26 protein-coding genes are annotated in these 25,454 nt (G+C 64.5%); 5 read left to right on the top strand and 21 right to left on the bottom strand.

Annotated features, from left to right (window positions below):
• The first annotated feature begins 43 nt into the window (after positions 1-43).
• Both AC4D2W_RS10065 and AC4D2W_RS10060 read left to right on the top strand, forming a co-directional pair.
• Positions 44-1,369 (top strand): nicotinate phosphoribosyltransferase, encoded by a 1,326-nt coding sequence (locus AC4D2W_RS10065; RefSeq protein ID WP_490926829.1) that lies wholly within the window; start codon positions 44-46, stop codon positions 1,367-1,369.
• A gap of 2 nt (positions 1,370-1,371) precedes the next feature.
• Positions 1,372-1,995: a nicotinamidase gene (locus AC4D2W_RS10060; protein ID WP_490926736.1), complete on the top strand. Its 624-nt coding sequence runs from the start codon at positions 1,372-1,374 to the stop codon at positions 1,993-1,995.
• A gap of 299 nt (positions 1,996-2,294) precedes the next feature.
• Here the strand turns inward: AC4D2W_RS10060 and AC4D2W_RS10055 are convergent, their stop codons facing one another.
• The 8 genes from AC4D2W_RS10055 to AC4D2W_RS10020 all read right to left on the bottom strand — a co-directional run bounded on the left by AC4D2W_RS10055 (position 2,295) and on the right by AC4D2W_RS10020 (position 12,390).
• A complete protein-coding gene (locus AC4D2W_RS10055) occupies positions 2,295-4,082 on the bottom strand; it encodes a DEAD/DEAH box helicase (protein ID WP_490926735.1) in 1,788 nt (595 codons plus the stop codon).
• Positions 4,079-5,500: an MFS transporter gene (locus AC4D2W_RS10050; protein ID WP_490926734.1), complete on the bottom strand. Its 1,422-nt coding sequence runs from the start codon at positions 5,498-5,500 to the stop codon at positions 4,079-4,081. Before AC4D2W_RS10050 ends, AC4D2W_RS10055 begins: the two co-directional genes overlap by 4 nt.
• A gap of 13 nt (positions 5,501-5,513) precedes the next feature.
• Complete coding sequence (locus tag AC4D2W_RS10045; RefSeq protein ID WP_400931744.1) at positions 5,514-5,825, bottom strand: DUF3039 domain-containing protein; 312 nt, start codon at positions 5,823-5,825, stop codon at positions 5,514-5,516.
• 85 nt (positions 5,826-5,910) lie between these two features.
• The gene (locus AC4D2W_RS10040) at positions 5,911-7,482 is read right to left on the bottom strand and encodes a transporter (protein ID WP_490926733.1); all 1,572 of its coding nucleotides are present in this window, start codon (positions 7,480-7,482) and stop codon (positions 5,911-5,913) included.
• Positions 7,464-8,273 (bottom strand): ABC transporter ATP-binding protein, encoded by an 810-nt coding sequence (locus AC4D2W_RS10035; protein WP_490926732.1) that lies wholly within the window; start codon positions 8,271-8,273, stop codon positions 7,464-7,466. The genes AC4D2W_RS10040 and AC4D2W_RS10035 overlap by 19 nt, the downstream gene beginning before the upstream one ends.
• 177 nt (positions 8,274-8,450) lie before the next feature.
• Positions 8,451-9,560, bottom strand: coding sequence for an NADH:flavin oxidoreductase/NADH oxidase (locus AC4D2W_RS10030; protein WP_490926731.1), 1,110 nt, complete (start codon positions 9,558-9,560; stop codon positions 8,451-8,453).
• 10 nt (positions 9,561-9,570) lie between these two features.
• Positions 9,571-10,527, bottom strand: a complete 957-nt coding sequence (locus AC4D2W_RS10025; RefSeq protein WP_490926730.1) for a co-chaperone YbbN — start codon at positions 10,525-10,527, stop codon at positions 9,571-9,573.
• A 66-nt stretch (positions 10,528-10,593) separates the two neighbouring features.
• The gene (locus AC4D2W_RS10020; protein ID WP_490926729.1) at positions 10,594-12,390 is read right to left on the bottom strand and encodes a DUF8094 domain-containing protein; all 1,797 of its coding nucleotides are present in this window, start codon (positions 12,388-12,390) and stop codon (positions 10,594-10,596) included.
• Positions 12,391-12,627: 237 nt separating this feature from the next.
• On the opposite strand from AC4D2W_RS10020, the gene AC4D2W_RS10015 reads away from it, so the two are divergent.
• A complete protein-coding gene (locus AC4D2W_RS10015) occupies positions 12,628-13,935 on the top strand; it encodes an AI-2E family transporter (protein ID WP_490926728.1) in 1,308 nt (435 codons plus the stop codon).
• Here AC4D2W_RS10015 and AC4D2W_RS10010 read toward each other — a convergent pair.
• Entirely contained in the window at positions 13,932-14,291 is a 360-nt protein-coding gene (locus AC4D2W_RS10010; protein ID WP_490926727.1) for an Rv1322 family protein, read from the bottom strand. The genes AC4D2W_RS10015 and AC4D2W_RS10010 overlap by 4 nt on opposite strands.
• Before the next feature lie 40 nt (positions 14,292-14,331).
• Here AC4D2W_RS10010 and nucS point away from each other — a divergent pair, with 40 nt between their 5' ends.
• On the top strand, positions 14,332-15,027 hold the full coding sequence (nucS, locus tag AC4D2W_RS10005; RefSeq protein WP_490926726.1) for an endonuclease NucS: 696 nt from the start codon (positions 14,332-14,334) through the stop codon (positions 15,025-15,027).
• Positions 15,028-15,327: 300 nt separating this feature from the next.
• Positions 15,328-15,531: a cold-shock protein gene (locus tag AC4D2W_RS10000; RefSeq protein WP_104101230.1), complete on the top strand. Its 204-nt coding sequence runs from the start codon at positions 15,328-15,330 to the stop codon at positions 15,529-15,531.
• Positions 15,532-15,657: 126 nt separating this feature from the next.
• Here AC4D2W_RS10000 and murA read toward each other — a convergent pair whose 3' ends face one another.
• The 12 genes from murA to AC4D2W_RS09940 form a co-directional block, all read right to left on the bottom strand.
• Positions 15,658-16,923 (bottom strand): UDP-N-acetylglucosamine 1-carboxyvinyltransferase, encoded by a 1,266-nt coding sequence (murA, locus tag AC4D2W_RS09995; protein ID WP_490926725.1) that lies wholly within the window; start codon positions 16,921-16,923, stop codon positions 15,658-15,660.
• Positions 16,924-16,959: 36 nt separating this feature from the next.
• Positions 16,960-17,388 carry a DUF2550 domain-containing protein gene (locus tag AC4D2W_RS09990; protein ID WP_490926724.1) on the bottom strand — a complete coding sequence of 143 codons (429 nt, stop codon included), beginning with the start codon at positions 17,386-17,388 and terminating at the stop codon, positions 16,960-16,962.
• Positions 17,389-17,397: 9 nt separating this feature from the next.
• Positions 17,398-17,691, bottom strand: coding sequence for a F0F1 ATP synthase subunit epsilon (locus tag AC4D2W_RS09985; RefSeq protein ID WP_490926723.1), 294 nt, complete (start codon positions 17,689-17,691; stop codon positions 17,398-17,400).
• Between the two features lie 5 nt (positions 17,692-17,696).
• The gene (gene atpD / locus AC4D2W_RS09980) at positions 17,697-19,160 is read right to left on the bottom strand and encodes a F0F1 ATP synthase subunit beta (protein ID WP_490926722.1); all 1,464 of its coding nucleotides are present in this window, start codon (positions 19,158-19,160) and stop codon (positions 17,697-17,699) included.
• 76 nt (positions 19,161-19,236) lie between these two features.
• A complete protein-coding gene (locus AC4D2W_RS09975; protein ID WP_490926721.1) occupies positions 19,237-20,130 on the bottom strand; it encodes a F0F1 ATP synthase subunit gamma in 894 nt (297 codons plus the stop codon).
• 99 nt (positions 20,131-20,229) lie between these two features.
• Positions 20,230-21,867, bottom strand: a complete 1,638-nt coding sequence (atpA, locus tag AC4D2W_RS09970; RefSeq protein ID WP_490926720.1) for a F0F1 ATP synthase subunit alpha — start codon at positions 21,865-21,867, stop codon at positions 20,230-20,232.
• Positions 21,868-21,970: 103 nt separating this feature from the next.
• Positions 21,971-22,786, bottom strand: a complete 816-nt coding sequence (locus AC4D2W_RS09965) for a F0F1 ATP synthase subunit delta (protein ID WP_490926719.1) — start codon at positions 22,784-22,786, stop codon at positions 21,971-21,973.
• The gene (locus AC4D2W_RS09960; RefSeq protein WP_490926718.1) at positions 22,786-23,334 is read right to left on the bottom strand and encodes a F0F1 ATP synthase subunit B; all 549 of its coding nucleotides are present in this window, start codon (positions 23,332-23,334) and stop codon (positions 22,786-22,788) included. The genes AC4D2W_RS09965 and AC4D2W_RS09960 overlap by 1 nt, the downstream gene beginning before the upstream one ends.
• A gap of 42 nt (positions 23,335-23,376) precedes the next feature.
• Complete coding sequence (locus AC4D2W_RS09955) at positions 23,377-23,589, bottom strand: F0F1 ATP synthase subunit C (RefSeq protein WP_342024192.1); 213 nt, start codon at positions 23,587-23,589, stop codon at positions 23,377-23,379.
• Between the two features lie 87 nt (positions 23,590-23,676).
• Entirely contained in the window at positions 23,677-24,483 is an 807-nt protein-coding gene (gene atpB / locus AC4D2W_RS09950; RefSeq protein ID WP_490926717.1) for a F0F1 ATP synthase subunit A, read from the bottom strand.
• Between the two features lie 79 nt (positions 24,484-24,562).
• Entirely contained in the window at positions 24,563-24,832 is a 270-nt protein-coding gene (locus tag AC4D2W_RS09945) for an AtpZ/AtpI family protein (protein ID WP_490926716.1), read from the bottom strand.
• Positions 24,825-25,343 carry a Cg1360 family ATP-synthase-associated protein gene (locus tag AC4D2W_RS09940; protein WP_490926715.1) on the bottom strand — a complete coding sequence of 173 codons (519 nt, stop codon included), beginning with the start codon at positions 25,341-25,343 and terminating at the stop codon, positions 24,825-24,827. Before AC4D2W_RS09940 ends, AC4D2W_RS09945 begins: the two co-directional genes overlap by 8 nt.
• Positions 25,344-25,454: the final 111 nt, after the last annotated feature.

The raw sequence follows: 25,454 nt of genomic DNA, 5'->3' as shown, positions 1-25,454 counted from the left end.
ATGCCTTCTACTCAATAAGCGAACGGAGGATAGAGTTTTGACTGTGAACAGTCCTTCCGCGTGGCGCCAGCCGAATGCCGCCCTCTATACCGACCACTACGAGTTGACCATGCTGCAGGCTGCCCTGCACTCGGGCACCGCCTCCCGCCGCTCAGTCTTCGAGGTCTTCGGCCGCAGGCTGCCGGACGGGCGCCGATACGGCGTGGTGGCCGGAACCGGCCGGATCCTCGAGGCCCTCGCCGCGTTCAGGTTCGACGATGAACAGCTGGAGTTCCTGGAGCGCACCTCCGTGGTGGACGCACGCACGCTCAGCTGGCTGGCTGATTTCCGGTTCTCCGGCAACATTTTCGGCTATGCCGAGGGTGAGGCGTATTTCCCCAATTCGCCCATTCTCACCGTGGAGTCCAGCTTCGCCGAGGCCTGCATCCTGGAGACCCTGCTCCTGTCCGTGCTGAACCATGACAGCGCCATTGCCTCCGCCGCGTCCCGCATGGTTTCTGCCGCCGGCGGGCGCCCGTGCATCGAGATGGGATCGCGCCGCACGCATGAGGAAGCAGCCGTGGCCGCAGCACGCGCCGCCATCATTGCCGGCTTTGACAGCACCTCCAACCTGGAGGCCGGCCGGCGCTACGGATTGAAGACGGTGGGCACCGCAGCGCACTCCTTCACCCTGCTGCATGACACGGAACGGGCCGCCTTCCAGGCACAGGTGGACTCACTCGGCTCCAACACCTCACTGCTGGTGGACACGTACGACGTCGAAGCCGGCGTCCGCAACGCCGTCGCCGTCGCCGGGCAAAAGCTGGGCGGCGTGCGGCTGGACTCCGGCGACCTGGTGGCGCAGGCCCGCTGGGTCCGCGAACTCCTTGATGACCTGGGGAACACGGAAACCCGCATCATGGTGACCTCCGATCTGGACGAGTACGCCATTGCAGCCTTGGCCTCCGCACCCGTGGACGCCTATGGTGTGGGGACGTCGCTGGTGACCGGTTCCGGCGCACCCACCGCCGGCATGGTCTACAAGCTGGTCAGCCGGGAAGGGGACGACCACGAGTTTGTCTCCGTGGCCAAGGCCGCCAAGAACAAAGCGTCCCGGGGCGGACGCAAGTACGCGCTGCGCCGGCTCAACGAGCGCGGAACCGCCACGGCGGAGGTCATCGGCATCGGCCACCGTCCGCTGGATGACGGCAATGACCGGCCGCTGCTGGAGCAGTTTGTTGCGGACGGTGAAATCCTTCCCGGCTGGACCGGAGCCGAGGCCGTGGAGCGGGCGGCCAAGCGCCATGCCGCCTCCCTGGCAGAACTTCCCAGCTCGGTGAACCGCCTGCAGCGCGGCGAACCGGTAATCCCCACTGAATACGAGGAGTAAGAATGACGCGTGCCCTGATTGTTGTAGACGTCCAGAACGACTTCTGTGAAGGGGGTTCCCTCGCCGTTCCCGGCGGAGCCGACACGGCGTCCGAAATCACCGACTACATCGAAACGACGCTGGGCCGCTACGCCGTCGTCGCCGCCACCCAGGACTGGCACATTGAGCCCGGCGCCCACTTCTCCGACACTCCCGATTACAAGGAGTCCTGGCCGGTGCACTGCGTCGCCGGCACGACCGGTGCCAATCCGCATCCGGACCTGGACACCGAACACATTGATGCATTCTTCCGCAAGGGACAGTACGAGGCAGCCTACTCGGGCTTTGAAGGCGTCCTGGCACCCGAGGATGAGGTGCCCACCGGCGATTTGGACGCGGCCACCGCACCGGTGGACCCCGCCGAAACGGTGAGCCTGGATGACTGGCTTCGGGACAACGACGTCGATGAGGTGGTCATCGTGGGCCTGGCCACCGACTACTGCGTCCGGGCCACCGCGCTGGACGCCATCGCTGCCGGCTATGACACCTACGTCATTCCGGACCTGTGCGCCGGGATCGACCGCGCGGACACCCGGGCTGCCCTGGCCGAGCTCGAAGACGCCGGCGTGGAGCTGCTGGACCTGTAACACCGGTTCGGGCGGGCTGCACAGAGCAGATCACAAAGACAGAAGAGGTGCCGGAGCGTATTGCTCCGGCACCTCTTCTGCGTCTTCCGGGAGCCTGCGGTCAGGGCTGCCCCTCCTGGGTGTGCCGATACGGCGCCCCGCCCGGTTCTTTCGTGCAGCTAACGGGGCTTGGAAAAATCCCTCGGACAGATACCGGGTTTATTTAGCCCGAATTCGCGGTTTCAGCCCGTCAGCTGCACGAAGGATTCGCCCCGAGCCCACCAGAGCCCGCTACCTGCCCGAAGGTTGCGCCCGAGCCCCTACTTGCGCCCGATGAACCAGTCCTGCAGCTTCTTGAGCCGCTGGTTGAGCTGTTCCTCGTTTGCCTGCGCCACGGGCGGCCCGCCGCAGATACGCCGCAGTTCGCTGTGCACCATGCCGTGCGGCATTCCCGACCGGGCAGCCCACGCGGACACATTCTTTGCCAGCTGCCCGCGCAGTTCGGTGAGCTGGCGGTGGTCCATGACGGTGGGGGCAGGTTCGGGCTCGGGTGACGCCGCTGCCTTGCGCCCGCGCCGGGACTGCTGCTCATGCTGGCGCTGGCGCAGCAGCATGCCCACCTGGTCTGCGTCCAGCAGGCCGGGGATGCCCAGGAAGTCCTGTTCCTCTTCGCTGCCCAGCTCTCCGCCGGTCCCGAACTCGCCGCCGTCGAACAGCACGCGGTCAAAGGATGCCTGCGATTCCAGTGCCTCGAACTTCTGCTTGGTGAGGGAATCGGAGGCTTTTTCCTCGCGGTTGGCGGCCTCCATGAGGCTGTCCTCCAGCGCGAACCCTTCCTCCTCGAGGTGGTTCTCCGGCCGGTCCAGGGCGTGGTCGCGTTCCAGTTCCAGCTGGTTGGCCAGGGCCATCAGGTTGGGCACCGACGGCAGGAACACCGACGCCGTCTCTCCCCGCTTCCGGGCACGGACAAACCGGCCCACAGCCTGCGCAAAGAACAGCGGCGTGGCTGTGGAGGTGGCGTACACGCCCACTGCCAGGCGCGGAACGTCCACGCCTTCGGACACCATGCGCACAGCCACCATCCAGCGGCGGTCCCCGGCGGAGAACTCATCGATCTTGTCCGAGGCCTTGGCGTCATCGGAGAGGATGACCGTGGGAGACTCCCCCGTGATCTTCTTCAGCTGGCCCGCGTAGGCGCGCGCGTCGTCGTGGTCCGTTGCGATCACCAGCCCGCCGGCGTCGGGCACTGCCCGGCGCACCTCGGAAAGCCGGCGGTCAGCGGCGGCCAGCACCGCAGGGATCCATTCACCCGTGGGGTTCAGCGCCGTGCGCCAGGCCTGAGCGGTGATGTCCTTGGTAACGGCGGCTTCGCCGAGGGAGGCGGCCATTTCATCACCGGCGCTGGTCCGCCAGCGCATGGTGCCGGAGTAGGCCATGAACATCACCGGACGCACCACGTGGTCCTTCAGTGCCTGCCCGTAGCCGTAGGTGTAGTCCGCCTTGGAGCGGCGGATCCCGTCGCGGTCCTTCTCATACTCCACAAAGGGAATGGCCGCCGTGTCCGAGCGGAACGGCGTACCGGTCAGGGACAGCCGCTTGACGGCCGGTTCGAAAGCCTCACGGATGCCGTCACCCCAGGACAGGGCGTCGCCGCCGTGGTGGATCTCATCCAGGATCACGAGGGTGCGGGCAGCTTCGGTCTTGGCCCGGTGCAGCATGGGTTTGGAGGCCACCTGCGCGTAGGTCACGGCCACGCCGATGAAACCGTCGCCGTGGCGGCCGTCGGCGTTCTTGAAGTTGGGGTCCAGGGCCAGTCCCACCTTGGCGGCGGCGTCGGCCCACTGGCGCTTGAGGTGGTCGGTGGGCGCGACGACGGTGATCCGCTTGACGATCCCGCGGTCCACCAGCTCGGTGGCAACGCGCAGGGCGAAGGTGGTCTTACCTGCGCCGGGGGTGGCGACGGCGAGGAAATCATCGGCGTCGGCGGCAAAGAACTTTTCGAGGGCTTCGGCCTGCCACTGGCGAAGCTTCGGGGCTGTGCCCCACGCGGCTCGTTCCGGGTAGGCGGGCGGCAGGGCCGGTCCGCCGAAGAGGGTGTCTGGGCTCACGCTGTGAACGGCACCTTTCCTGTGTTTGGGGTAACAATTGCACTGCGGGCACCGGAGACAATCCCCAGGCACGCGAAAACGGCCAGGACAAGCCACATGACGCGGAACACGCCGGTTTGTCCGGAAGCAGCGGGGTCCTGCAGGAGGGCGAAAAGAATTCCCGCCACTGTGGTTCCCGCAACGGCTCCAAGCTGGTCCGAAATCTGGAGGGACGCGGAGTTGCGTCCCCGGTCCGCGGAAGTGGACAGGGCCAGCACCATCACGGAGGTACTGGAGAGGGCCAGGCCCATGGCTGCTCCCGCGAAGGACCACACCAGGACGATCACCCAGAAGGGGACGGCCGGTGAGGCAAGCAGCCCGATTCCTCCCACGGCTGCGGCCAGCATGGTTGCGCCAATCACCAGAAGGCGGTGGCGGCGACCGGAGGCACGTGCCTGCAGGAAGGAACCCACAGCCCAGCCTACCGCTCCTGCGGTCAGGGCCAGTCCGGCAGTGGCGGGGTCCACACCGTAGGAGGCCAGCAGCATCAGCGGCAGGAAGGCTTCAGCCGCCACGAATCCGGCGCTGAGCAGTCCGCGCGTGGCAACCACGCTGGGCAGCCCGCGGGTCAGGCGCAGCGTGCCGGCAGGCAGCAGGCGGATCAGGGCGACGACGGCGGCTCCGGTCCCCAGTGCGGCAGCGGCCCAGACCGGCACGGCGGCCGACGGCGAGGAGGCAGCGGCGCTGCCCGCCCACTGGGCAACGAACACGGCAACCGCCAGCACGGTGCCCCAGAGTGCCCGACGGCGCCCGGCCGCCGCATCCAGGGCCGGGTTTTCCGGCGGACCGAGGCTGCGGACCCGCGGCCAGACCAGCAGCCCTGCAGCCAGCACAATCGGAATGACTGCAGCAAAGACCCAGCGCCAGCTCACGAACTGTGCCAGCAGGCCTGCTGCCAGCGGACCCACCATGGACGGCAGGATCCAGGCGGCCGCGAGCCAGCCGAACACCACGGGCTGCAGCGCCGACGGGTAGATCTCGCCGATGATGACGTATACCGCCACGATCATGGCCCCGCCGCCGAGGCCGGAGACGGCCCTGCCCGCGGTGACAATCCAGAACTCACCGGCCAGGGCGGACAGCAGCAGCCCGGCGGTCATCAGGACCATTCCCGCTCCCAGCGACGGCAGCGGCCCGTCCCGGTCGCATCTGCTGCCGGCCACCACGGTGCCCAGCAACGATGCCGTGAGGAACATGGAGAAGGCGAGCCCGTACCCGGCGCCCGCGGAAAGTTCCTGCGCCACCACGGGCATCGCCGTCGTCACCGCCATGGCTTCGAAGGCAGAACAGGTGATGATCGCCAGGATCCCCAGGGTGAGCGCGCGGTATTGGGCGGACATGGCGCCTGCAGGGCGCGGCTGCGCAGCCGAACCGCTCATGCGTGCACCGGAATTACTTCTTGCCGTCCTTGGGCGCGCTCAGCCCTTCGTAAATTTCCTTGCAGGTGGGGCACACCGGGAATTTCTTCGGATCCCGGCCCGGGGTCCAGACCTTGCCGCACAGCGCGATCACGGGCTCCCCGGAAAGCGCGGACTCCATGATCTTTTCCTTGCGGACGTAGTGGGCAAACCGCTCGCTGTCACCGGGCTCGGTGTACTCGCGCTGCTCTTCGCGCTCGATGACTGCAGTGGAACCGCCGCCGTCGTCGAGGCGGCGGGCGGGGTCATTTTCGAAAGGATCGGGAGGAAGACTCATGGTTTCCATCTTAGTACGAGGGGGCCTGTGCCGAGCCGATGCCCCGCCGCCCGGCATGGGCGGGCACAGGCCCGTGCCGGTCCGTGCCGGCGCATCATTTGTTGACCGATACTGCCTGCAGCAGCTCGGGTCCCCGCCGGTCCATCCAGCGGCCGCCGATGCGGATCCCGGCCACCAGCAGCCCGGCCCCGAGGAGCAGGCCGGCCGCCAGGGTCAGCCAGCTCAACAGCGCACTGCCGGTCAGGACCGCCGCCAGGGCCAGCGCCAGGACGGGCAGCACAATCACCACCTGCGCCGTCATGCCCAGGCCCTGCACCAGGAAGGTCCGGGCACCGGAACCCGGAGGTGTCTTAAAGGCGTTCTCCCCGGGCAACGGAACGTTGTAGGTGTAGCGGGCCGACACCACGCTGGACAGGCCGAAACCGCTCAGCAGCATCCCCAGCGAGACGCCGAGCACCACCGGCAGCAGCTCCGTCCGCCCCAGCAGCAGGTACGGCAGCACGCTAGCGATAAGCACCGTCGGAACGGCGAAAACGGCGCACGCGAGGACGCGTCCCGCGCGGTCGGCGGCACCGGAGACCCCGGTGCTGAGGTGCAGGGTGAAGGCGGTGTTGTCATAGGCGACGTCGGCCGACAGCCCATAGGCGAGCAGGAAAGCCACCAGCGGTCCCAGGAACAGGGGCAGCACCGGCTCCCCGTTGGTGCGGTTCAGGAACAACAGCACCACAACCAGCAGCGGAATGGTCAGCAGTGAGGCACCGTAGCGCGGATCCCGGATCCAGTAGGTCAGCGCCCGGGCGGCTACGGCGCCGGTGGGGGTGCCCGGGAACACTCCAAAGAATCCAAGCTTCCCGCCCTTGCGCCGGGCGCCTGCGTTGTGCGGAGGCGTCACCAGCGCCCGCACCAGGAGGACCTTCCAGGCCCAGGCGAGCAGTCCAAGGAAGACGACGGCGATGCCCAGCTTGGCAGCCGCGGATCCGGTCTGCCCCAGCGCCATGTCTCCCGGAACGGCCCACACGGCACCGAGCGGGGTCCAGGACACGGTGCGGGCCAGGGACGGCAGGTAGTCGGAGGCACTGCCGACGCCGGAGGCAATTCCGGCAATGGCAGGGCCCAGCAGCACCAGCGGGATGATGGCCACCAGACCGGATATGTCCTTGAACCTGCGGGAGGAGGACAGCGAGGTACTCGCCGCCACCGTCACCCGGGCTGCGATGACGCAGGTGAAGACCGCGATCAGGGCGCTCACCAAACCTGCGGCAACTGCGGCGGGAGAACGCCACCACACAACTGCGCTGGCCAATGCTGCCAGCAGGGTGACGGCACCGGGAATGCCGATGAGCCCTCCGATGGCCAGCCCGGCCAGCAATTTGGGCAGCGGAACGGTGAAGGTGACAAACCGCGCCGGGTCCAGGGTCAGGTCCACCCCGGTGGCCAGGAGGGGAATCAGGGCCCAGCCCAGTAAGGCAGCAGCTCCCACCAGGACGATTGCGGTGCGCGCCAGCTCCTGGTCGGTGGTGCTCAGGAAGAACAGTCCCGCGAACAGCCCGGTCAGGACAAAGAGCCCGTACAGAGCACCGAGGACAATGCCCACAATCTGCCAGGGGCTTCGGCGGAGGGAGTTGCGCAGCAGCGTGAGCTTGAGCCTCAGGAGGTGCGCAACCACGGCAGTCCCTCCGAGTGGGTGCGTCCGCCGACCAGCTGCACGAAGCGCTCTTCCAGGCTCTCGCCGGCGCGGACCTCATCCACGGTTCCGGCTGCCAGGAGATTGCCGCCGGCAACGACGGCGACGTGGTCACACATGCGCTGGACGAGGTCCATGACGTGGCTGGAGACAATGACCGTGCCGCCGGAGGCCACGTAGCCGGAGAGGATGTCCCGGATGTTGGCGGCGGACACCGGGTCCACTGCTTCGAACGGCTCGTCCAGAACCAGCAGCCGCGGCGCGTGGATCAGCGCCGATGCGAGGGCAATTTTCTTGGTCATTCCGGCGGAGTAGTCAACCACCAGGGTGCCGGCATCCCGGGTGAGGTCCATTGCTTCCAGCAGGTCCTGCACGCGGCTGGCCACAGTTTCCCGGTCCATGCCGCGCAGCAGGCCGGCGTAGGTCACCAGCTGCTCCCCGGTGAGCCGGTCGAAGAGCCGGACTCCGTCCGGGAGGACACCCATCAGGCGTTTGGCTTTCAACGGCTCGGCCCAGACATCAGTGCCGTGCACCCACACCTGGCCGTGCCCCGGACGCAGCAGTCCCGTTGCCATGGACAGCAACGTGGTCTTGCCGGCACCGTTGGGACCCACCAGGCCATAGAAGGAACCCGCGGGAACGTCCAGGCTGATCCCGTTGACCGCGATCTTGTCCCCGAAACGCTTGCCCAGTGCCCGCACGGCCAGAGCCGGGGCACCGGGAGCCGGGGCGGCGGGAACGGCGGGAGATTCCCCGGGCATGTACTCGGTCATGTCATCACCACGTTCATCATGGCTCCAAGGTACCGTCGCCCGGGGCCGGCAGGGATCATCCGCAGGGACCAATTCCGCCCGGCCCGTACCCGCCCTCCGGACCAGACTGTCCCCTCCCCCGGCGCCGGTCACCGGCGATCCGTCAGCCGCGCCGGAGGCATACGCCGGGGGTGTGCGTCAGGGGTGGGCCCTTTCGTACTGCGGCGCCCAGGGCAGCTTGGCATCCAGCTCGGCGGCAGCATGCAGCCACCAGTGCGGATCGCTCAGCGCGGCGCGGGCAATCAGCACGGCATCCGCACGGCCGGTGCGCAGTGTTTCCTCCGCTTCGGCGGCGGTGCGGATGAGGCCGACGGCGCCCGTCGGCACCCCCGCGTGCGTGCGGACGTGCTCAGCGAATCCGGTCTGGTATCCCGGTGCCACCGGAATGGAAGCGGCCGGAACGGCTCCGCCGGTGGAGACATCCACGAAATCGACGCCCCGGTTCCGTGCCTGGTCCGCCAGGCGGGCGGAGGTGTGCTCGTCCAGGCCGCCGGGGGTCCAGTCGGTTGCCGAGATGCGCAGCAGCAGGGGCATGGACTCCGGGATCACGGCGCGAACGGCGTCAATGACTTCGAGGGTGAGGCGGTTGCGGGCGTCCTCCGAGCCTCCCCAGCCGTCGGTGCGCGTATTGACCAGCGGGGTCATGAACTGGTGCAGCAGGTAACCGTGGGCGGCATGGATTTCTATCGTGTCAAAGCCCGCTTCCACGGCCCGCTCGGCCCCGCGGGCAAAGTCTTCGATAACCCCAGCGATGCCCGCCTCATCAAGTTCGCGCGGTGCTGCGTAGTGGCCGAAGGCTTCCGAGGTGGGACCAACAGTGCCCCAGCCGCCCTGGTCCACCGGGACACTGCCGCGGCCGGCGGCAAAGGGAGCATAGGTGGAGGCCTTCCGCCCGGCATGGGCGAGCTGTACGCCGATCTTTGTGTCCACCGCGCCGTACCGGTGGACAAAGTCGGTGATCCGGCGCCAGGCGTCCGTCTGCTCCTGATTGTAGATTCCGGTGTCCTGCGGACTGATCCGGCCCTCCGGGCTGACGGCGGTGGCTTCGGTGATGATCAGGGCCGCTCCCCCGGCGGCAAAGGAGCCAAGGTGCATCAGGTGCCAGTCATTCGGTACGCCGGGGGCGTTCACCTCATCGGCCGAGTACTGGCACATGGCCGCAACCCAGCCCCGGTGGGCCAGCTCGAGGCCGCGGAGGGCAAAGGGGTCAAACAGGCCGGGGAACAGGTTCTTCGGAGAGTTGGTCATGCCGGCCCGCTTAGAACAGTGCCCGGGCGAGGGCGGAGCGCGCCTTGGTCACCCGCGGATCGGCCACGCCCACCACCTCGAACAGATCAAGCAGCCGAAGGCGTGCCTTTTCCCGGTCGTCTCCGAAGACGCGGGAAATCAGGCGGACCACCCGGTTGAAGGCGTCCTCAACGTGGCCGCCGGAAATATCCAGATCCGCAACTGCCAGCTGCGCATCGACGTCGTCCGGGTTTTCCGCAGCGTCGGAGCGGAGCTTCTCTGCGTCAACTCCCTTGAGCCGGGCCATCAGCTCCACCTGGGCGAGCCCGGCCTTGGCTTCGGCGTCGGCCGGCGTTTCCGCCAGCGCCCGGCGGTAGGCGTCGGCAGCGCCGTCGTAATCCCCTTCAACAATGGCGTCGTACGCTTCCTGGTGAAGCGGAGACAGCGGAGCCTCTTCGGCCGGTTCGGACGCGCCGGCCTCATTCAGGCTTCCGGTGACGCCGTTGGCTGCGGCCACCTGGAGCAGCTCGGCAACCAGGGCGCGGATCTGTTCCTCGGGGACCGCGCGGTCAAAGAGCGGCACGGGCTGGCCCTTGAGGACCGCCGCGACGGTGGGAACAGCCACGGCTTGGAAGGCCTGGGCAATCTGCGGATGCGCGTCAACATCCACGCGGGCCAGGAGCAGCTTTCCGTCAGCCTCCGTGACCACGTTCTGCAGCACCGCACTGACCTCGGCGGACTCCGGGCTGCGCGGGGAATACAGGTCAATGATGACGGGCACCTGGGCGGAGAGCTGGACCACCTGCGGGAAGGACTGTTCCGAGACCTCCACAATGTAGGGGCTGGAAGCTGCCGGCGCTGCGCCGGCCGGTCCGGCAGCCGCTGCAGGGGGCGCCGTGGCCTTTGCCTTCAGGGCGGAAAGGTCAACGGCTCCCCGCAGGTTCATCGAGGAAGCGGCCGGGGCGGGACGGTGATTCGGAGTGCTCATGGCTTTACCTTAATACGCAGTCTTGGGTCACCGGCATCCCCCGGCTCTCCCTGACGGAGGGTGGGCTTACTTCAGGTTTGCGGACAGCAGTTCCTGGACGGCACCAATGACCTGAGCCTGGTCCGTGCTGCCGGCCGGCGGAACGTAGAGCATGACGCCTTCGCCGTATTTGACGTCGATTCCGGCTTCAGTGTTCGCCTTGCCCGTCAGCTTCTGGTAGATCGTGCCCTCCAGGTTGATGGAGTCACCGGCCTCGCGCGGAATGCTGGTGTAGGTGCTGTCCATGTAGCCAAAGACAATGGCGCCGCCGTCCGGGGTGCGCAGAGCGCGGGTATCGCCCGGGTTGGCGGTGTGCTTGAACGCAATTTTGGCGAACTTGTTGTCCGGGCTGGCCAGGACATCGGCCTGGAACTTGGTGACTGCCTCCGTGAAGGTGTTGGCGGAGAACGTGTCCTTGTTGGAGCCCTCGGGGTTGGTCAGGGCGTCCGCCAGGCAATCGACAGCAGTCTTCGGGGCTGCGGCCAGACCGTCGGAGGAGTCGGCCGGCGCGGGACTGACGCCCGTGTTAGCCGCCGGGCGGGCGGGGAAGGTGGTTCCGGGCAGCATCTTGATGGCCGAAACCAGCTTGTAGTTTTCACGGGCGGATTCCTGCACCATCAGAAGTGCCTGCGGAACCTCGTTGTCCGTTCCCTGGGTTACGGCAACAATGCTGCGCGGGAATTCCGTTCCGCCCATGACCAGGTCAGTCTTCAGGGGATCTGCAACCACCGGTTCCGGCGCGGCGTTCTCCGGCACCTTTGCTGCGGTGGCGTAGTTGGCCTCCCGCAGGGTGGCGGCGGCACCGCCGGCCCGCGTTGCCAGGAGTTTGGCGTCCTTGGCGGCATCTGCCTCGTTGACCGTGCCTGCCACCTCGGTGAGGATGCGCTCCAGCTGCGAGTCCAGAACCACGGGAGGGGTGGCCTCACTGTTCGCCTCCGCTGTGGGGCTGGCCGTCAGCGGCAGGGCCGCGACTGCGGGCACCGCGCCCAGCGACAGGGAAGCAACCAGGACGGCGCTGAAGGCCGTGCCGCGGCGGCGAAGGGCGGGAAGGACTGCAAAGGAGGAGACGGAACCGGAGTTTCCGGCATGCTTGCCGGCGCCTGCCTTAGCGGCTGCCGGCTTGTCGGCAGCCGGAAGCGACGTGGTGGTTCCGGTGGCCGGATGTGCGGCGGCCGCCGGAGTCTTAGCGTCGGGGCCTGCATTTACCGGACCGTTGCCGCCGGACGGGCGTCCGCTGCGGCCCCGCCCGGAGGTGAAGGCCAGGGCCAGGCCGAGAACGGCTATGAGCGCGCCCGCAACGATCAGCGGGATGGCGAACGGGGTGGAAGCGTCATTGGCGTAGGTGACGGAGACATCCGCAGGAGCGGCACCGGTGCCGTCGGTAGCCAGCAGGATCTGCCAGTCACCCGGCGCGGGGGCTTCCCAGGTGAAGGTGGTTTCGCCGTCAATGTCCTGTTCCGAGACCCAGAGGTCGGAGCCGGCGGGGTTGGGCACTGTCGCAGTGCCGTCCGCAATCTCCGAGGTCAGGGAGTCGCCGTCGGCTCCAATCCGCAGAACGGAGGCATCCCCCACCCAGGCATCGACGTCGTCGGCCCGGCCCACGGCCATCAGGAAGGTGCCGTCCCCTGCAACAGTCAGGTCCACGCCCCCGGAATGTTCGGTGAGGACATCCGAGCCGATGACGGTCAGAGGTGCTTCACGGTCTTGGGTCGGTGCTGCGGCGGTGAGGGTGGTGGGAGGAGCCCAGATGGTGCGCTGGCCGATGCCAACGAGCATCAGGAGCACTCCGATCACAATCAGCGGAACTGCAATTTTGTTTCGCACAACTTACCTATCTTCAGTCTCGGTGCAATCGCCTCACCTGCGGGCAGGCGGAACGGGACGTGGGCCTCTTGGCTGTCGGGGCGGTAACCGGTTTATAACCCAATGGTAACGAAATACATGTTGGGGTCACATTCGGGCCCCTGTGTTGGACTGTGACCCCCTCCTGCCGGGGCTCCTGCTGATAATGTGACGCTTCGTACGGCGGGCGTTCGCCAGAGCTAGGAGACTTGGAAAATTATGGCCGAGAACCAGGACCAGCCGGCTGAACAGCCTCCTTCCGGGCCGCAGCAGGCAGGGGAGCCGGCTCCGCAGGAACGCCCGGGGCGGCGGTTCCTGACGGGAGCCTCGGAGCGGATCCGGCTTGCGGTGCCCCGCAGTGTTCCCGGCCCCCTCCCCCGGCCCCGGTTTGAGGTCCCGCCCGAAGCCGCTGCAGCCGATGAAGCCCCCGGACAAGCCGGAACCCCGGCCGCCGGCTTGGACCGCGCAGGCACCGACGATCAGCCCCGCGGCATGAACGGCCATCCGATTCACTTTGGCTTCATGTTTTCAGTGGGCGTGGGAATTGCCCTGCTGGGATATTTCATTCTCACCAACGTGGGTGAACTGCTGGTGTGGATTGGCGCAGCACTGTTTATTGCCCTGGGCCTGGACCCGGTGGTCCGGTGGCTGGGGGCACGGCGCATACCCCGGCCTGCCGGAATTGCCATCACCGTACTGGGCCTGGCCGCCATCGTTATTGGTTTCTTCGCAACCCTGATTCCCACAATCGTCCGGCAAACCTCGGAAATCGTCACCAATGCGCCGGGTTACGTGGACAAGTTCCTGGAATCCGATTTCTTCGTCAGCATTGAAGATCAGTTCCATGTGCGCGAGCGGATAGAAGACGAGGTCAACAAATTCTTCACCAACGCCGACGCCCTCGGCGGAGTTTTTGGCGGCGTGCTCTCCGTGGGCACCGTCATTGCCAATGGTCTTTTCGGTGCCCTGATCATCCTGGTCCTGACTCTCTATTTCCTCTCATCCCTGCCCTCCATGAAGAAATGGGCCTATCGGCTGGCTCCGCGCAGCCGGCGGCGCCGGGTCGAGACATTGTCAGAAGAAATCACCAGCAGTGTGGGCAATTACGTAATCGGCCAGGGACTGGTGGCCCTGCTGGACGCCACTTACGCCTTTATCGTCATGTCCATCACGGGAGTGCCGTTCTCGGTCCTGTTGGCGTTTGTGGTCGCCCTGCTGGCCTTCATTCCGCTGGTAGGACCACCCATTGCGCTGGTCCTGGTTTCCCTGGTGGCGCTTACCGTCAGCTGGCAGACGGCCGTGGTCTTTGCCCTGTTCTACGTGGCCTACCTGCAGTTCGAGGCTTACTTTGTGTCCCCGCGCATCATGCAGCGCGCCGTGGCGGTGCCCGGAGCCGTAGCCGTCATTGCGGTCATCGCCGGCGGAACCCTGCTGGGCGTCCTCGGCGCCCTGATTGCCATTCCCACCGCTGCGGCGGTGCTGCTGCTGCTCAAGGAAGTGTTTATTTCGCGCCAGGACCGGCTCTAGCGGCGCCGGCCGCCGGTTCGCCGCGTGCGCCAGCACCGCTCGTGCCAGTGCCGGCGGTCTGCGACGGCGGTTTCACGGCCCAGGAGCGAATCCTCCTGCCACACCACCAGGTGCGGGATCCCCGGGGGGATAATCATGCCGCATCCGGGGCATTTGTACTCTTTTGCCGCGTTGCGTGCCGTGATTTGCCGCACTGACCATTCGCCGTCGGGCGCACTCTCGCGATGCGGAATGCCGGCGCGGGTCCGCTCCAGGTCCAGCTCCACGGCAGGCATTGCCCACTTACTGCGGGCACTTCGGCCCAGATTGGCGTTGGCTGCGCCCGGCGGGCGGCGGGGTCGGTTGGAACGGGGCATATAAATCATTTTGCCCGAGCGGAGCCGGTAAAGTGCAACTGTGCGTTTAGTAATAGCCCGCTGCTCTGTTGACTACATCGGCCGCCTCCGTGCCCATCTTCCGCTCGCCGTCCGTCTGCTGATGGTAAAAGCCGACGGTTCCGTCCTGATCCATTCCGATGGCGGCTCCTACAAACCCCTGAACTGGATGAGCCCTCCGGCCACCCTGCGCATCACCGCGCCCAGCGAGGACGACGCCGAAACGGGCGTGATCGAAACCTGGAACGTTCAGAGCGCCAAGACTGACGACAAACTGGTCATCAGCATCTATGAACGGTTCTCCGAGACCAACCATGACCTGGGTGTTGACCCCGGCCTGATCAAGGACGGAGTGGAAGCTGACCTGCAGCGGCTTCTGGCCGAGCAGATCACCAAGCTGGGCGCCGGCTACACCCTGATCCGCCGGGAATACATGACGGCGATCGGCCCCGTGGACATCCTCGCCCGTGACGCCTCCGGGGCCACCGTGGCCGTGGAGCTCAAGCGCCGGGGAGATATTGACGGCGTGGAGCAGCTGACACGGTATCTGGAACTGCTCAACCGCGATCCGCTCCTTGCCCCCGTCAAGGGCGTGTTTGCCGCGCAGCAGATCAAGCCGCAGGCCCGGGTGCTGGCAAATGACCGCGGCATTGAATGCCTGACGTTGGATTACGACGCGATGCGCGGCGTGGACGATTCGGAGTCGCGCCTCTTTTAGGCTGTTTTAGCCCACCGGCGTAATGCCCGGCCGGGGATCGGAACACCTGCAGACGACCCGGAAGAATACTCGACGAAATACTGGGAAATTTTTTGGGCCAATTCGTTGACCAGCCATTACGGGTGTGTAATCCTATAACCAGTCTTTGTGTAGGTGTTATTCATGCTCGCAAGACCGTTGCGAGCGTGAAGCTCCTCAAGGAACTGCTGAATGGCAAGGAACTTGAGCCTTCCCGTTTCAGTAACATAAGGCCGCCGCGGGGTGTGGCGGCCGGTAGTTCCACTTATGAGGAGAAACAAAATGGCACAGGGTACCGTCAAATGGTTTAACGCTGAAAAGGGCTTCGGCTTCATCACTCCCGATGATTCAGACGGAGACGTCTTTGTTCACTACTCTGAAATTCAGACCGGTGGCTTCAAGACGCTTGATGAGAACCAGCGCGTTGAGTTCGAAATCGGCCAGGGCGCCAAGGGCCCCCAGGCCACCGGCGTCACCGCCCTCTAAGCTTCACCACAAACTCAGCATTACCTGTCCGGGGTTTCCCGGATAGACAAAGGAAGTCCCCGGCACATGCCGGGGACTTCCTTTGTCGGTGCGGCCCGGAACCAGTCCGGATCGAAGGACCAGCAATCAGCTGCGCCGGCGCACGACCCGCGCTCCGAGTCCGCGCAGGTTCTCCATGAAGTTCTCGTAGCCGCGGTCAATGTGGTCGACCCCGCGGACCTCCGTGGTGCCCTCCGCCGCGAGCCCGGCAATCACCAGTGCAGCTCCTGCGCGGATGTCGTTGGCTTCCACCGGTGCACCCGAGAGCCGGGGAACGCCCTGGATCAGGGCGTGGTGGCCGTCGAGCCGAATCACTGCCCCGAGCCGGGCCAGCTCCGAAGTGAATCCCCAGCGCGCTTCAAAGACGTTTTCGGTGACCATCCCGGACCCGGTGGACACCGCGTTCATAGCCACCACAAAGGGCTGCAGGTCGGTGGGAAAGCCCGGGTACGGCAGCGTAGACACGTTGATGGGCTCCGGGCGGTCGTTGCCCTTGACCGTGAAGCTGTCCTCCCCCACTGTGACAGTGCAGCCGGCCTGGGAGAGCTTGTCCAGGACAACGCTCAGGGCGGAGGCATCGGCGTTGCGGACTTCGATGCAGCCGCCGGTAATGGCAGCGGCAAACGCCCAGGTTCCCGCCACGATCCGGTCCGGAACTACCCGGTGGACCACCGGGTTCAACCGCTCCACTCCCTCGATTACCAGGGTGTTGGTGCCTATCCCGGAGATCCGAGCGCCCATCTCGTTGAGCATCTCGGCAATGTCGGTGATTTCCGGTTCGCGCGCAGCGTTGTCGATCACAGTGGTGCCGGCAGCCAGGGTTGCGGCCATCATCAGGTTTTCGGTGGCACCGACGGAGGGGAAGTCCAGCAGATGGCGGGCACCGATCAACCCGTCCGGAACGGAGGCCACCAGATAGCCGTGGTCAATGGTGATGGTGGTTCCCATCAGCTCCAGCCCGGCGCGGTGCATGTCCAAACCGCGGGAACCGATGGCGTCGCCGCCCGGAAGTGCCACCTCGGCCTGCCGGCAGCGCGCCACAAGGGGGCCGAGAACGGAGATGGAGGCACGCATGGCCCGCACCAGGTCGTAGTCTGCCTGGTGGCCGGGCAGCTCGGGAACGTCGATCGAGACCGCGGCCGCGTCGACGTCGTAATCAACAGTGCACCCCAGCCGGCGCAGCAGCTCGGCCATGATCCAGACATCCTGGATATTGGGCACGTTGGTGATGGTGGAGCGTCCTTGGGCGAGCAGCGTTGCCGCCATAAGTTTCAGGACGCTGTTTTTGGCTCCGGGGACACTGACCGCTCCGTTGAGCGAGGCCGGGCCGGTAACAACAATGACGTCTTCCATCCCTCAATACTAAGGTGGCGGACGGTCAGCACCGACTCAGCGCCAGGTGCCGATGCCGATGACCGGTCCGGCTTCAAGCCATGAGGAAAGGCCGGTATAAACGTCGTACTTCATCGCCACGAGGAACTCAGTCTCCTCGTACCGCAGAGTGACAATAATGGCGCCGGGCTGGATTCGGGCGCGCTCCGCTTCGGTCGGCTCCCTCCAGCTCCCGATCTCCAGGGAGCTGCGCAGGAATCTGTGGGGCGGGCGGGGGCTGAGCGAAATCAGGCGCAGCCATTCCAGATGGGTGTCCGTATAACGACAAACCCCCATCTGCCACCCGCCGGGCGGGAGGCAAATGGAGGCATCGAAAGTACCGAGGGCGCGCCGCAGCTGGCTGCGGCGCACCCCGAACAGAACTACTGCCAGCAGCAGCAGGCAAAGCAGCCCTGCCAGCGCAATGAACAAATAAGAGCTGCTCATTGGGAAGGGTCAGCGAGTCCCAGCGTTGGCTGCGTCGTTCATCTGAGCGTTGTCAGCGACAATTACCACGCGGTTGCTGTCAACGGAGAAGAATCCGCCGTCGACGTTCACCGTGAAGCGCGCACCGGAAACCGGCTCGATGGCGATTTCGCCTTCAGCCAGGATGGCCAGCAGCGGAGTGTGGCCGGGAAGGACCCCGACATCGCCCTCGCTGGTGCGTGCCTTGACCATCTTTGCCGCGCCGGACCACACGAAGTGGTCCGCTGCGACAATCTCAACTTCGAGTTCAGCAGTGTTCGCCATAGGGCTTACTTCCCGGTCTGCTCTTGGATCTTCGCCCAGTTGGCCATGACATCGTCCATGCTGCCGACGTTGAAGAAGGCCTGCTCGGCGATGTGGTCCACGTCGCCGTCGCAGATGGCCTTGAAGCCCTCAATGGTTTCCTTGATGGTAACCGTGGAGCCCTCGACGCCGGTGAACTGCTTGGCGGTGTAGGTGTTCTGCGACAGGAACTGCTGGATGCGGCGTGCACGTGCCACAACAATCTTGTCTTCTTCGCCCAGCTCGTCAATGCCGAGGATGGCGATGATGTCCTGCAGTTCCTTGTTCTTCTGAAGGATCTGCTTGACGCGGACAGCCGTGTCGTAGTGCAGCTGGCCCACGTACTGCGGGTCCAGGATGCGCGACGTGGAGGTCAGCGGGTCCACGGCCGGGTACAGGCCGCGCGAGGCGATTTCACGGGAAAGTTCCGTGGTGGCGTCCAGATGCGCGAACGTGGTGGCCGGAGCCGGGTCGGTGTAGTCATCAGCAGGCACGTAAATGGCCTGCATCGATGTAATCGAGTGACCCTTGGTGGACGTGATGCGCTCCTGCAGGAGACCCATCTCGTCAGCCAGGTTCGGCTGGTAGCCCACGGCGGACGGCATGCGGCCCAGAAGCGTTGAAACTTCGGAACCTGCCTGCGTGAAGCGGAAGATGTTGTCGATGAAGAGCAGCACGTCCTGGTTCTGCACATCGCGGAAGTACTCCGCCATGGTCAGGCCGGACAGGGCCACGCGCAGACGCGTTCCCGGCGGCTCATCCATCTGGCCGAATACAAGGGCGGTGTCCTTCAGGACGCCTGCCTCTTCCATTTCAACCCAGAGGTCATTTCCCTCACGGGTACGCTCGCCAACACCGGCGAATACCGAGGTACCACCGAAGTTGCGGGCAACACGGGTGATCATTTCCTGGATCAGAACGGTCTTGCCAACGCCGGCGCCGCCGAACAGGCCGATCTTTCCACCCTTGATGTACGGGGTGAGAAGGTCGATCACCTTGATGCCGGTTTCCAGCATCTCGGTCGAACCCTCAAGGTCAGCGAAGTTCGGAGCCTTGCGGTGGATGGGCCACCGCTCGGTGATTTCCAGCTGGTCCTCGGCAACGTCGAGGGGCTTGCCCAGGACGTTGAAGATGTGGCCCTTGACGCCGTCGCCTACGGGGACGGAGATCGGTGCACCGGTATCCTTGACGGCTGCGCCGCGGACCAGGCCGTCGGTGGCCTGCATGGAGATGGCGCGCACGAGGTTGTCACCGAGGTGCTGGGACGTTTCGAACGTAATGGTGCGGGTCTCACCGTTGAGCGTCAGCTCGGTGGTCAGCGCGTTGTAGATGGTAGGAATTGCGTCAGCCGGGAATTCGACGTCGACAACCGGGCCGATGACACGGGCGATACGGCCTGTGGCACCCGAGGCTACGGAATCAGATCCGTGCTCGACAGTTTGGGCAGTCATCTCTCTCACTTCACTCAGTTAGATGGCGTGTGGACTAAGTTTGCTTCTGGTGGAACCGTGCGTATTGGGGCGGAGGCTAGGACGCGTTAAGCGCGTCGGCACCAGCCACAATCTCGGACAGTTCCTGGGTGATCTCGGCCTGACGGGCGTTATTGCGAAGTCGCGTGTACTTCTTAATAAGGTCTGTGGCGTTGTCCCCTGCGGACTTCATTGCACGCTGGCGGGCGGCGAGCTCGGAAGCGGCTGCCTGAAGCATGGCTGCGAAGATGCGCGACTCGATGTAGCGCGGCAGCAGTGCGTCAAGAACCTTTTCGGGTTCGGGCTCGTACTCGTACAGAGGCAGCAGCTCAGTCTCAGACTGTGCTTCTTCCTCCACTACCTCCAGCGGAAGCAGGCGGATCACCGTGGGTTCCTGGACAACCATCGACTTGAAGCGCGTGTAGACGATGTGGATTTCGTCCACGCCGCCGTCTTCGTAGTCGGTGTTGAAGTCGTCGAGGAGTGCCCGGCCGATTTCGCGGGCGGTTTCAAAGTCCGGTGCATCGGTATTTCCGGTCCAGACACGCGCAGACTCACGGTCACGGAAGTCGTAGTACGCCTGCGCCTTACGTCCCACCAGGTAGGTCTTGACCTCTTTGCCCTCTTCACGGAGCAGTTCGGCCAAGGATTCGCTTTGCTTGAGCACACTGGCGGAATACGAACCAGCAAGACCACGGTCGGAAGTCAGGACCACCATGGCTGCCCGGCGGATCTGATCCGGCTCGGTAGTCAGCGGGTGGTCGATTTCCGACTGGGACGCCACAGCAGAAACGGCACGGGTGATCGCATTGGAATACGGCAGTGACGCAGCCACACGGGTGCGTGCCTTTCCAATGCGAGAGGCAGCAATCAGCTCCATCGCCTTGAAGATCTTCTGCATCGACGTCGTCGAAGCGATCTTCTGACGGTAGACCCGAATTTGGGCTCCCATACTTTTCCTTTCAGTTCCTAGCGTTCTACTAGGGCTAAGGCAAAGGCCAAGGGTTCCGCGTCCGGATCCACAGGATCCGGACGCGGAACGACAAAGGCGTTAGCGCTTCTGCTTGACGATCTTTTCCTGGTCAACAGCGTCTTCGCCCAGGGCGGAGTGCTCTTCGTGGCCGGCAGCAACCAGGTGGTTGTCGCCTTCGCCGAAGAACCCTTCCTTGAACGAAACAACGCGCTTCTTGAGTTCCTCCACAGTGGAGTCCTCAAGCTTGCCCGTCTGTGCCAGGGTGGTCAGCACGGAAGTGGTGTGCTTCAGGTGGTCAATGAACTCGCCTTCGAAGCGGAGCACATCTTCCACGGGAACATCGTCCAGGTAGCCGTTCGTGCCGGCCCAGATGGAGACAACCTGCTCTTCAACGGGGTACGGAGCGTACTGACCCTGCTTGAGGAGTTCCATCAGGCGCGCACCGCGGGTGAGCTGCTGACGGGTGGCTGCGTCCAGGTCCGAAGCAAACATGGAGAATGCCTGCATGTCGCGGTACTGGGCCAGTTCCAGCTTCAACGTACCGGAGACCTTCTTCATGGCCTTCTGCTGTGCAGCACCACCGACGCGCGAGACGGAAATACCGACGTCGACGGCGGGGCGCTGGTTGGCGTTGAAGAGGTCCGACTGCAGGAAGATCTGGCCGTCGGTGATGGAGATGACGTTGGTCGGGATGTACGCCGAGACGTCGTTTGCCTTGGTCTCGATGATGGGCAGGCCCGTCATCGAACCGGCACCGAGGTCGTCGGAGAGCTTCGCGCAACGCTCCAGCAGGCGGGAGTGCAAGTAGAACACATCGCCCGGGTAAGCTTCGCGTCCCGGCGGGCGCCGGAGTAGCAGGGATACGGCGCGGTAGGCTTCAGCCTGCTTCGACAGATCATCAAAGATGATCAGGACGTGCTTGCCGCCGTACATCCAGTGCTGGCCAATGGCCGAACCGGCGTAGGGTGCCAGGTACTTGAAGCCGGCGGGGTCCGAAGCCGGGGAAGCAACAATGGTGGTGTACTCCATTGCGCCGCGGTCTTCGAGGGTCCGCTTGATTTCAGCAACCGTGGATGCCTTCTGGCCGATGGCTACGTAAATGCAGCGCACCTGCTTCTGGACATCGCCGGATTCCCAGTTGGCCTTCTGGTTAAGGATGGCGTCAACGGCAATGGCGGTCTTACCCGTCTTGCGGTCGCCGATGATCAGCTGGCGCTGGCCGCGGCCGATCGGAATCATGGCGTCAATGGCCTTGAGTCCGGTCTGCAGCGGTTCGTGGACCGACTTGCGCTGGGTTACGCCGGGTGCCTGGAGCTCCAGTGCACGGCGTCCTTCAGCCTGGATCGGGCCCAGGTCATCCATCGGCTCGCCCAGCGGGTCGACAACGCGGCCCAGGAAGGCGTCGCCCACGGGTACGGACAGAACTTCACCGGTGCGGTGAACTTCCTGGCCTTCTTCAATCCCGGCGAAATCGCCGAGTACAACGACACCGATTTCACGGGTGTCAAGGTTCTGGGCGAGGCCCAGTGTGCCGTCCTCGAACCGAAGCAGCTCGTTTGCCATGACGGAGGGCAGGCCCTCCACACGGGCAATGCCGTCGCTGGCGGTTGTTACGCGGCCAACTTCAACGCGCTCTGCGTTTCCGGGTTCGTAGGACGCCGCGAATTCGTTCAACGCATTACGGACGTCGTCGGCGTTGATGGTCAATTCGGCCATCTGCAGTCCCTGCTCTCCTGTGTTGTGATCATCGCTTCGTGCCAATGACCGTGATTAATTCTCAAATGTTCGTGAACTGGTCTCTTACCGTCCGAAAGGACGGCTAGACCGCGAGCTTCCGACGGAGGTCGGACAGACGGGAAACTACTGATGAATCCAGTATCTCGTCTCCCACTGCGATCCGCACGCCGCCGATTAGTGACGGGTCAACGTCGGCGTTGATCTTCAACTCACGGCCGTAGAGTCCGTTAAGAGAGGACTGCAGACGCGAAAGCTGCTCCTGGGTCAACGGACGGGCTGCCCGAACCTCGGCGATCCAGCGCTTCTGGCGCCCAGCGACGAGCTCCAGGAAACGTGCCACGAGGGCGCTGGGCTTCAGGCCACGCGGATGCGTGACTGCCTGGCGGATCAGCACCAGTGCTTCGGGAGTAGCCCCGGGCACCAGTGTCTCTGCCAGGCGGATCTTTGCCTCAGGCGATGCCTGCGGTTCAGACAGTGCCCGCTGCAGCTCGTGGCTGGAAGCTACCGTCCGGTTGAACCGGAGGAGGTCGTCTTCCAGGGTGTCGAGGCCGGCAAGGCCTGATCCCCTGTTTTCGGCCGTTGCTGAAACAACAGTGGCAGCCAGTTCCTCGAGCGCATCACCCAAGTCACGCGGAGACCGCCAACGCGAGGAGACCAGATCAGCCGCAATGGCCTCGGCGTCAGCCGAAACCTTGCCGCGTACCAGCTGTGAAACCAGCGCCGCCTTGGCATCGCTTTCACGGGCGGGGTCGGTCAGCGCGCGCCGGATACCGGCGCTGCTGTCGACAACGCCCAGGATTCCAAAGAGTTCCTCGGCCAGTGACAGCGAAGCAGACGGAAGCTTGGCTTCCAGGTGCTCATGCGCCACGGCCAGTGATTCGCTCGATACTCCTGCCATTACCTAGCTGCACCTGCGTTCTCGTTTTCCAGTTCCCCAAGGAAACGGTCAACCACGCGTGCAGCGCGGGCGTCATCCTCGAGCGTTTCGCCGATGATGCGTCCGGCCAGCTCGGTGGCCAGCGTGCCGACCTCAGCGCGGAGCGACGTAACAGCCGCCTGCCGCTCTGCAGCGATCTGCACCTGTGCCTGCTCGGTGATCCGTGCGGATTCCGCAGCTGCCTTGGCCTTCAGTTCCGCGAGGATCTGGGCGCCTTCGGCACGTGCTTCTTCACGGATGGTGTTGGCTTCTGCCCGGGCATCGGAAAGCTGTGCCTTGTACTCGTTCAGTGCCGCGCTGGCCTCAGCCTGAGCCTTCTCGGCCTTGGCGATGTTGCCTTCGATGGCTTCCGTCCGCTCTGCGAACGTCTTTTCGAAGGCCGGCACCACAAACTTGACGACGATGAACATCAGTATGGCGAAACTGACTCCCGTCACCAGGATTTCCCAGGGGTTGGGAATCAGGGGGTTGGCGCCTTCAGAGGCTGCCAACAGAACTACCTGATCCATAATTCACCCGTCCTATCTGCTTGGTGTGTCAGTGGGCTGTCTTTAGCCAAGGATGAACGCGAGAACCAGACCAAGGATAGCGAGTGCTTCGGTCAGTGCCAGACCCAGGAAGGCGATCGGCTGGAGGACGCGCTGTGCCTCCGGCTGGCGTGCAACGCCGCTGATGTAGGCGAAGAAGACAAGACCCACACCGATGGCGCCGCCGATAGCGGAGAGGCCATAGCCGATTGCGTTGAGGCTACCCGTGATTTCCATGTTCATTTTTCCTTTCAAGATGCCCTGAAGGGCAGGTTGCTTGGGGTTTCCCCGGAGGGAAGTTTTGGTTTTCCCTAAAGGGAAAGCTTAGTGATCGTCTGCCAGTGCGCCCTGGATGTAAATGGCGGTCAGCAGGGTGAAAACGTAGGCCTGGAGCACCATGATCAGTGCTTCAAGCATGTACATGGCGATGCCGCCACCCAGGACCAGCACTGAGGAAGCCTGGAGCAGGATGTTGTCCTGGAGGACCAGGAGGTATTCGATGCCGGCTCCGGCAAGCATGATGATCAGGTGCCCGGACATCATGGTGGCGAACAGACGCAGGCTGTGCGTGATCGGCCGGACCAGGAAGTTGGAGATGATCTCAATGGGAACCAGGACGGGAAGGATGTACCACGGCACGCCCGAAGGAACGGTGGCCTTCACGAAGTACTTCATGCCGTGCTTCTTGATGCCGATACCGATCCACGTGAAGTAGACGATGCCGGCAAGCAGGTATGCTCCGCCCGGATGGGAGAAGCTCGGCAACTGGATCAGCGGAATTGCACCGTAGATGTTGTTGACGAGGATGAAGAAGAACAGCGCGAAGAGGAACGGGACGTACTTGATGAATTCCCGCTCGCCGATCACATCCTTGGCGATGCTGTTACGGACAAAGCCGTACCCCGATTCGCCCAGGAACTGCAGCCGTCCCGGCACGAGCTTTCCCTTGCGGGAAGCGAGGATAAAGAACACGGCGATGATGATGACCGAGATGATGACCAGCAGCATCTGCTTGCCAATACCGGAACCGTATTCGGCGCCCCACGGGAAAATCTCAGGGAGGTGCATTTCGTCAATGGCCGGCGGAACGAATCCACCTTCATTAGTGGCCGGGAGTGCAAGCGCGATCAACGCGTTTCCTCTCTGCTGTGTCCTTCAGCGGGCGTGTGTATCGGGGCAAAGCTTGTTGCCCGGTCAAAAGTCTGTGGCATTACTGTTCGGCTTCTTCACGGTCGTGGGCTGGATGGCCGACGCTGGCTTTCGCAGGTTTGCTTCCGGTCAGGCCGTGCACTTTGGTCAGGTAAAATCCGGCGGCCGCTCCGAAGAGAAGACCGACGAGCACCAACCACTGAGTTTCGAACAGATTGTCCAAAAACCACCCTATCAAACCCCAGGCGACGATCCCGCCAATGATGTAACTGAAGACACGCATGCCGGAGTCGTAAGTGGACTCGGGGTCATAGTCAGGCTTTTCAGACATCCTTTTCCCCTTTATCAGATGGTGTATCCCCGGTTGCCGGATTCGTTCCCCGGTGACCGTCGGCCTCGTCGTTGTACAGCTGGAAACGGATCCGGGAAAAGGCACGAATTTCCGCGGCCTGCCAGACCACTATGGTTCCGATCGCCGAGACGAAGAACCACGTGGCATCCAGCCATGCCGGCCTGCCGATGAGCAGCAGCACCGCGGCGAAAACAACCACTTTGACGATGTAGATCAAAGCGAACATAGCCATGGCGCCGTGCGGGTTGTCCCGGCCCACCACGTGGACGATCAGGAGGCTGACCCCGCTGAACGCAATGATGAGAACCCAGCCGAAGAGTGCGCTGCCCAGTCCCGCAATGCCGGAGGCAACCAGAGAAGCCGCCGCCAGGACGACAAACAGCATGCCCGTCCATTTCATGGACGTGGCAAAGATACCGAGCCAGGGATCGGAAGTGGGCCCTGAGGCGGCCAAGGGACGTCCAGTCTGGGCTCCGTCTGCGGGGCTCATAACTTTAGGAACATCCTTCGGGCCTGGGCGGGTGATAGCAGTGGCGCGGGATTCCGCGACTGAAAGAATTCTACAACAGATAGAAGTGCCCGTGCTCCGCGTCAGTCATGC

The organism is Arthrobacter sp. TJ-58, from assembly GCF_058269295.1.
The sequence above is the reverse complement of the archived record's forward strand: the minus strand, read 5'-3'. Positions and strand labels throughout refer to the sequence as shown.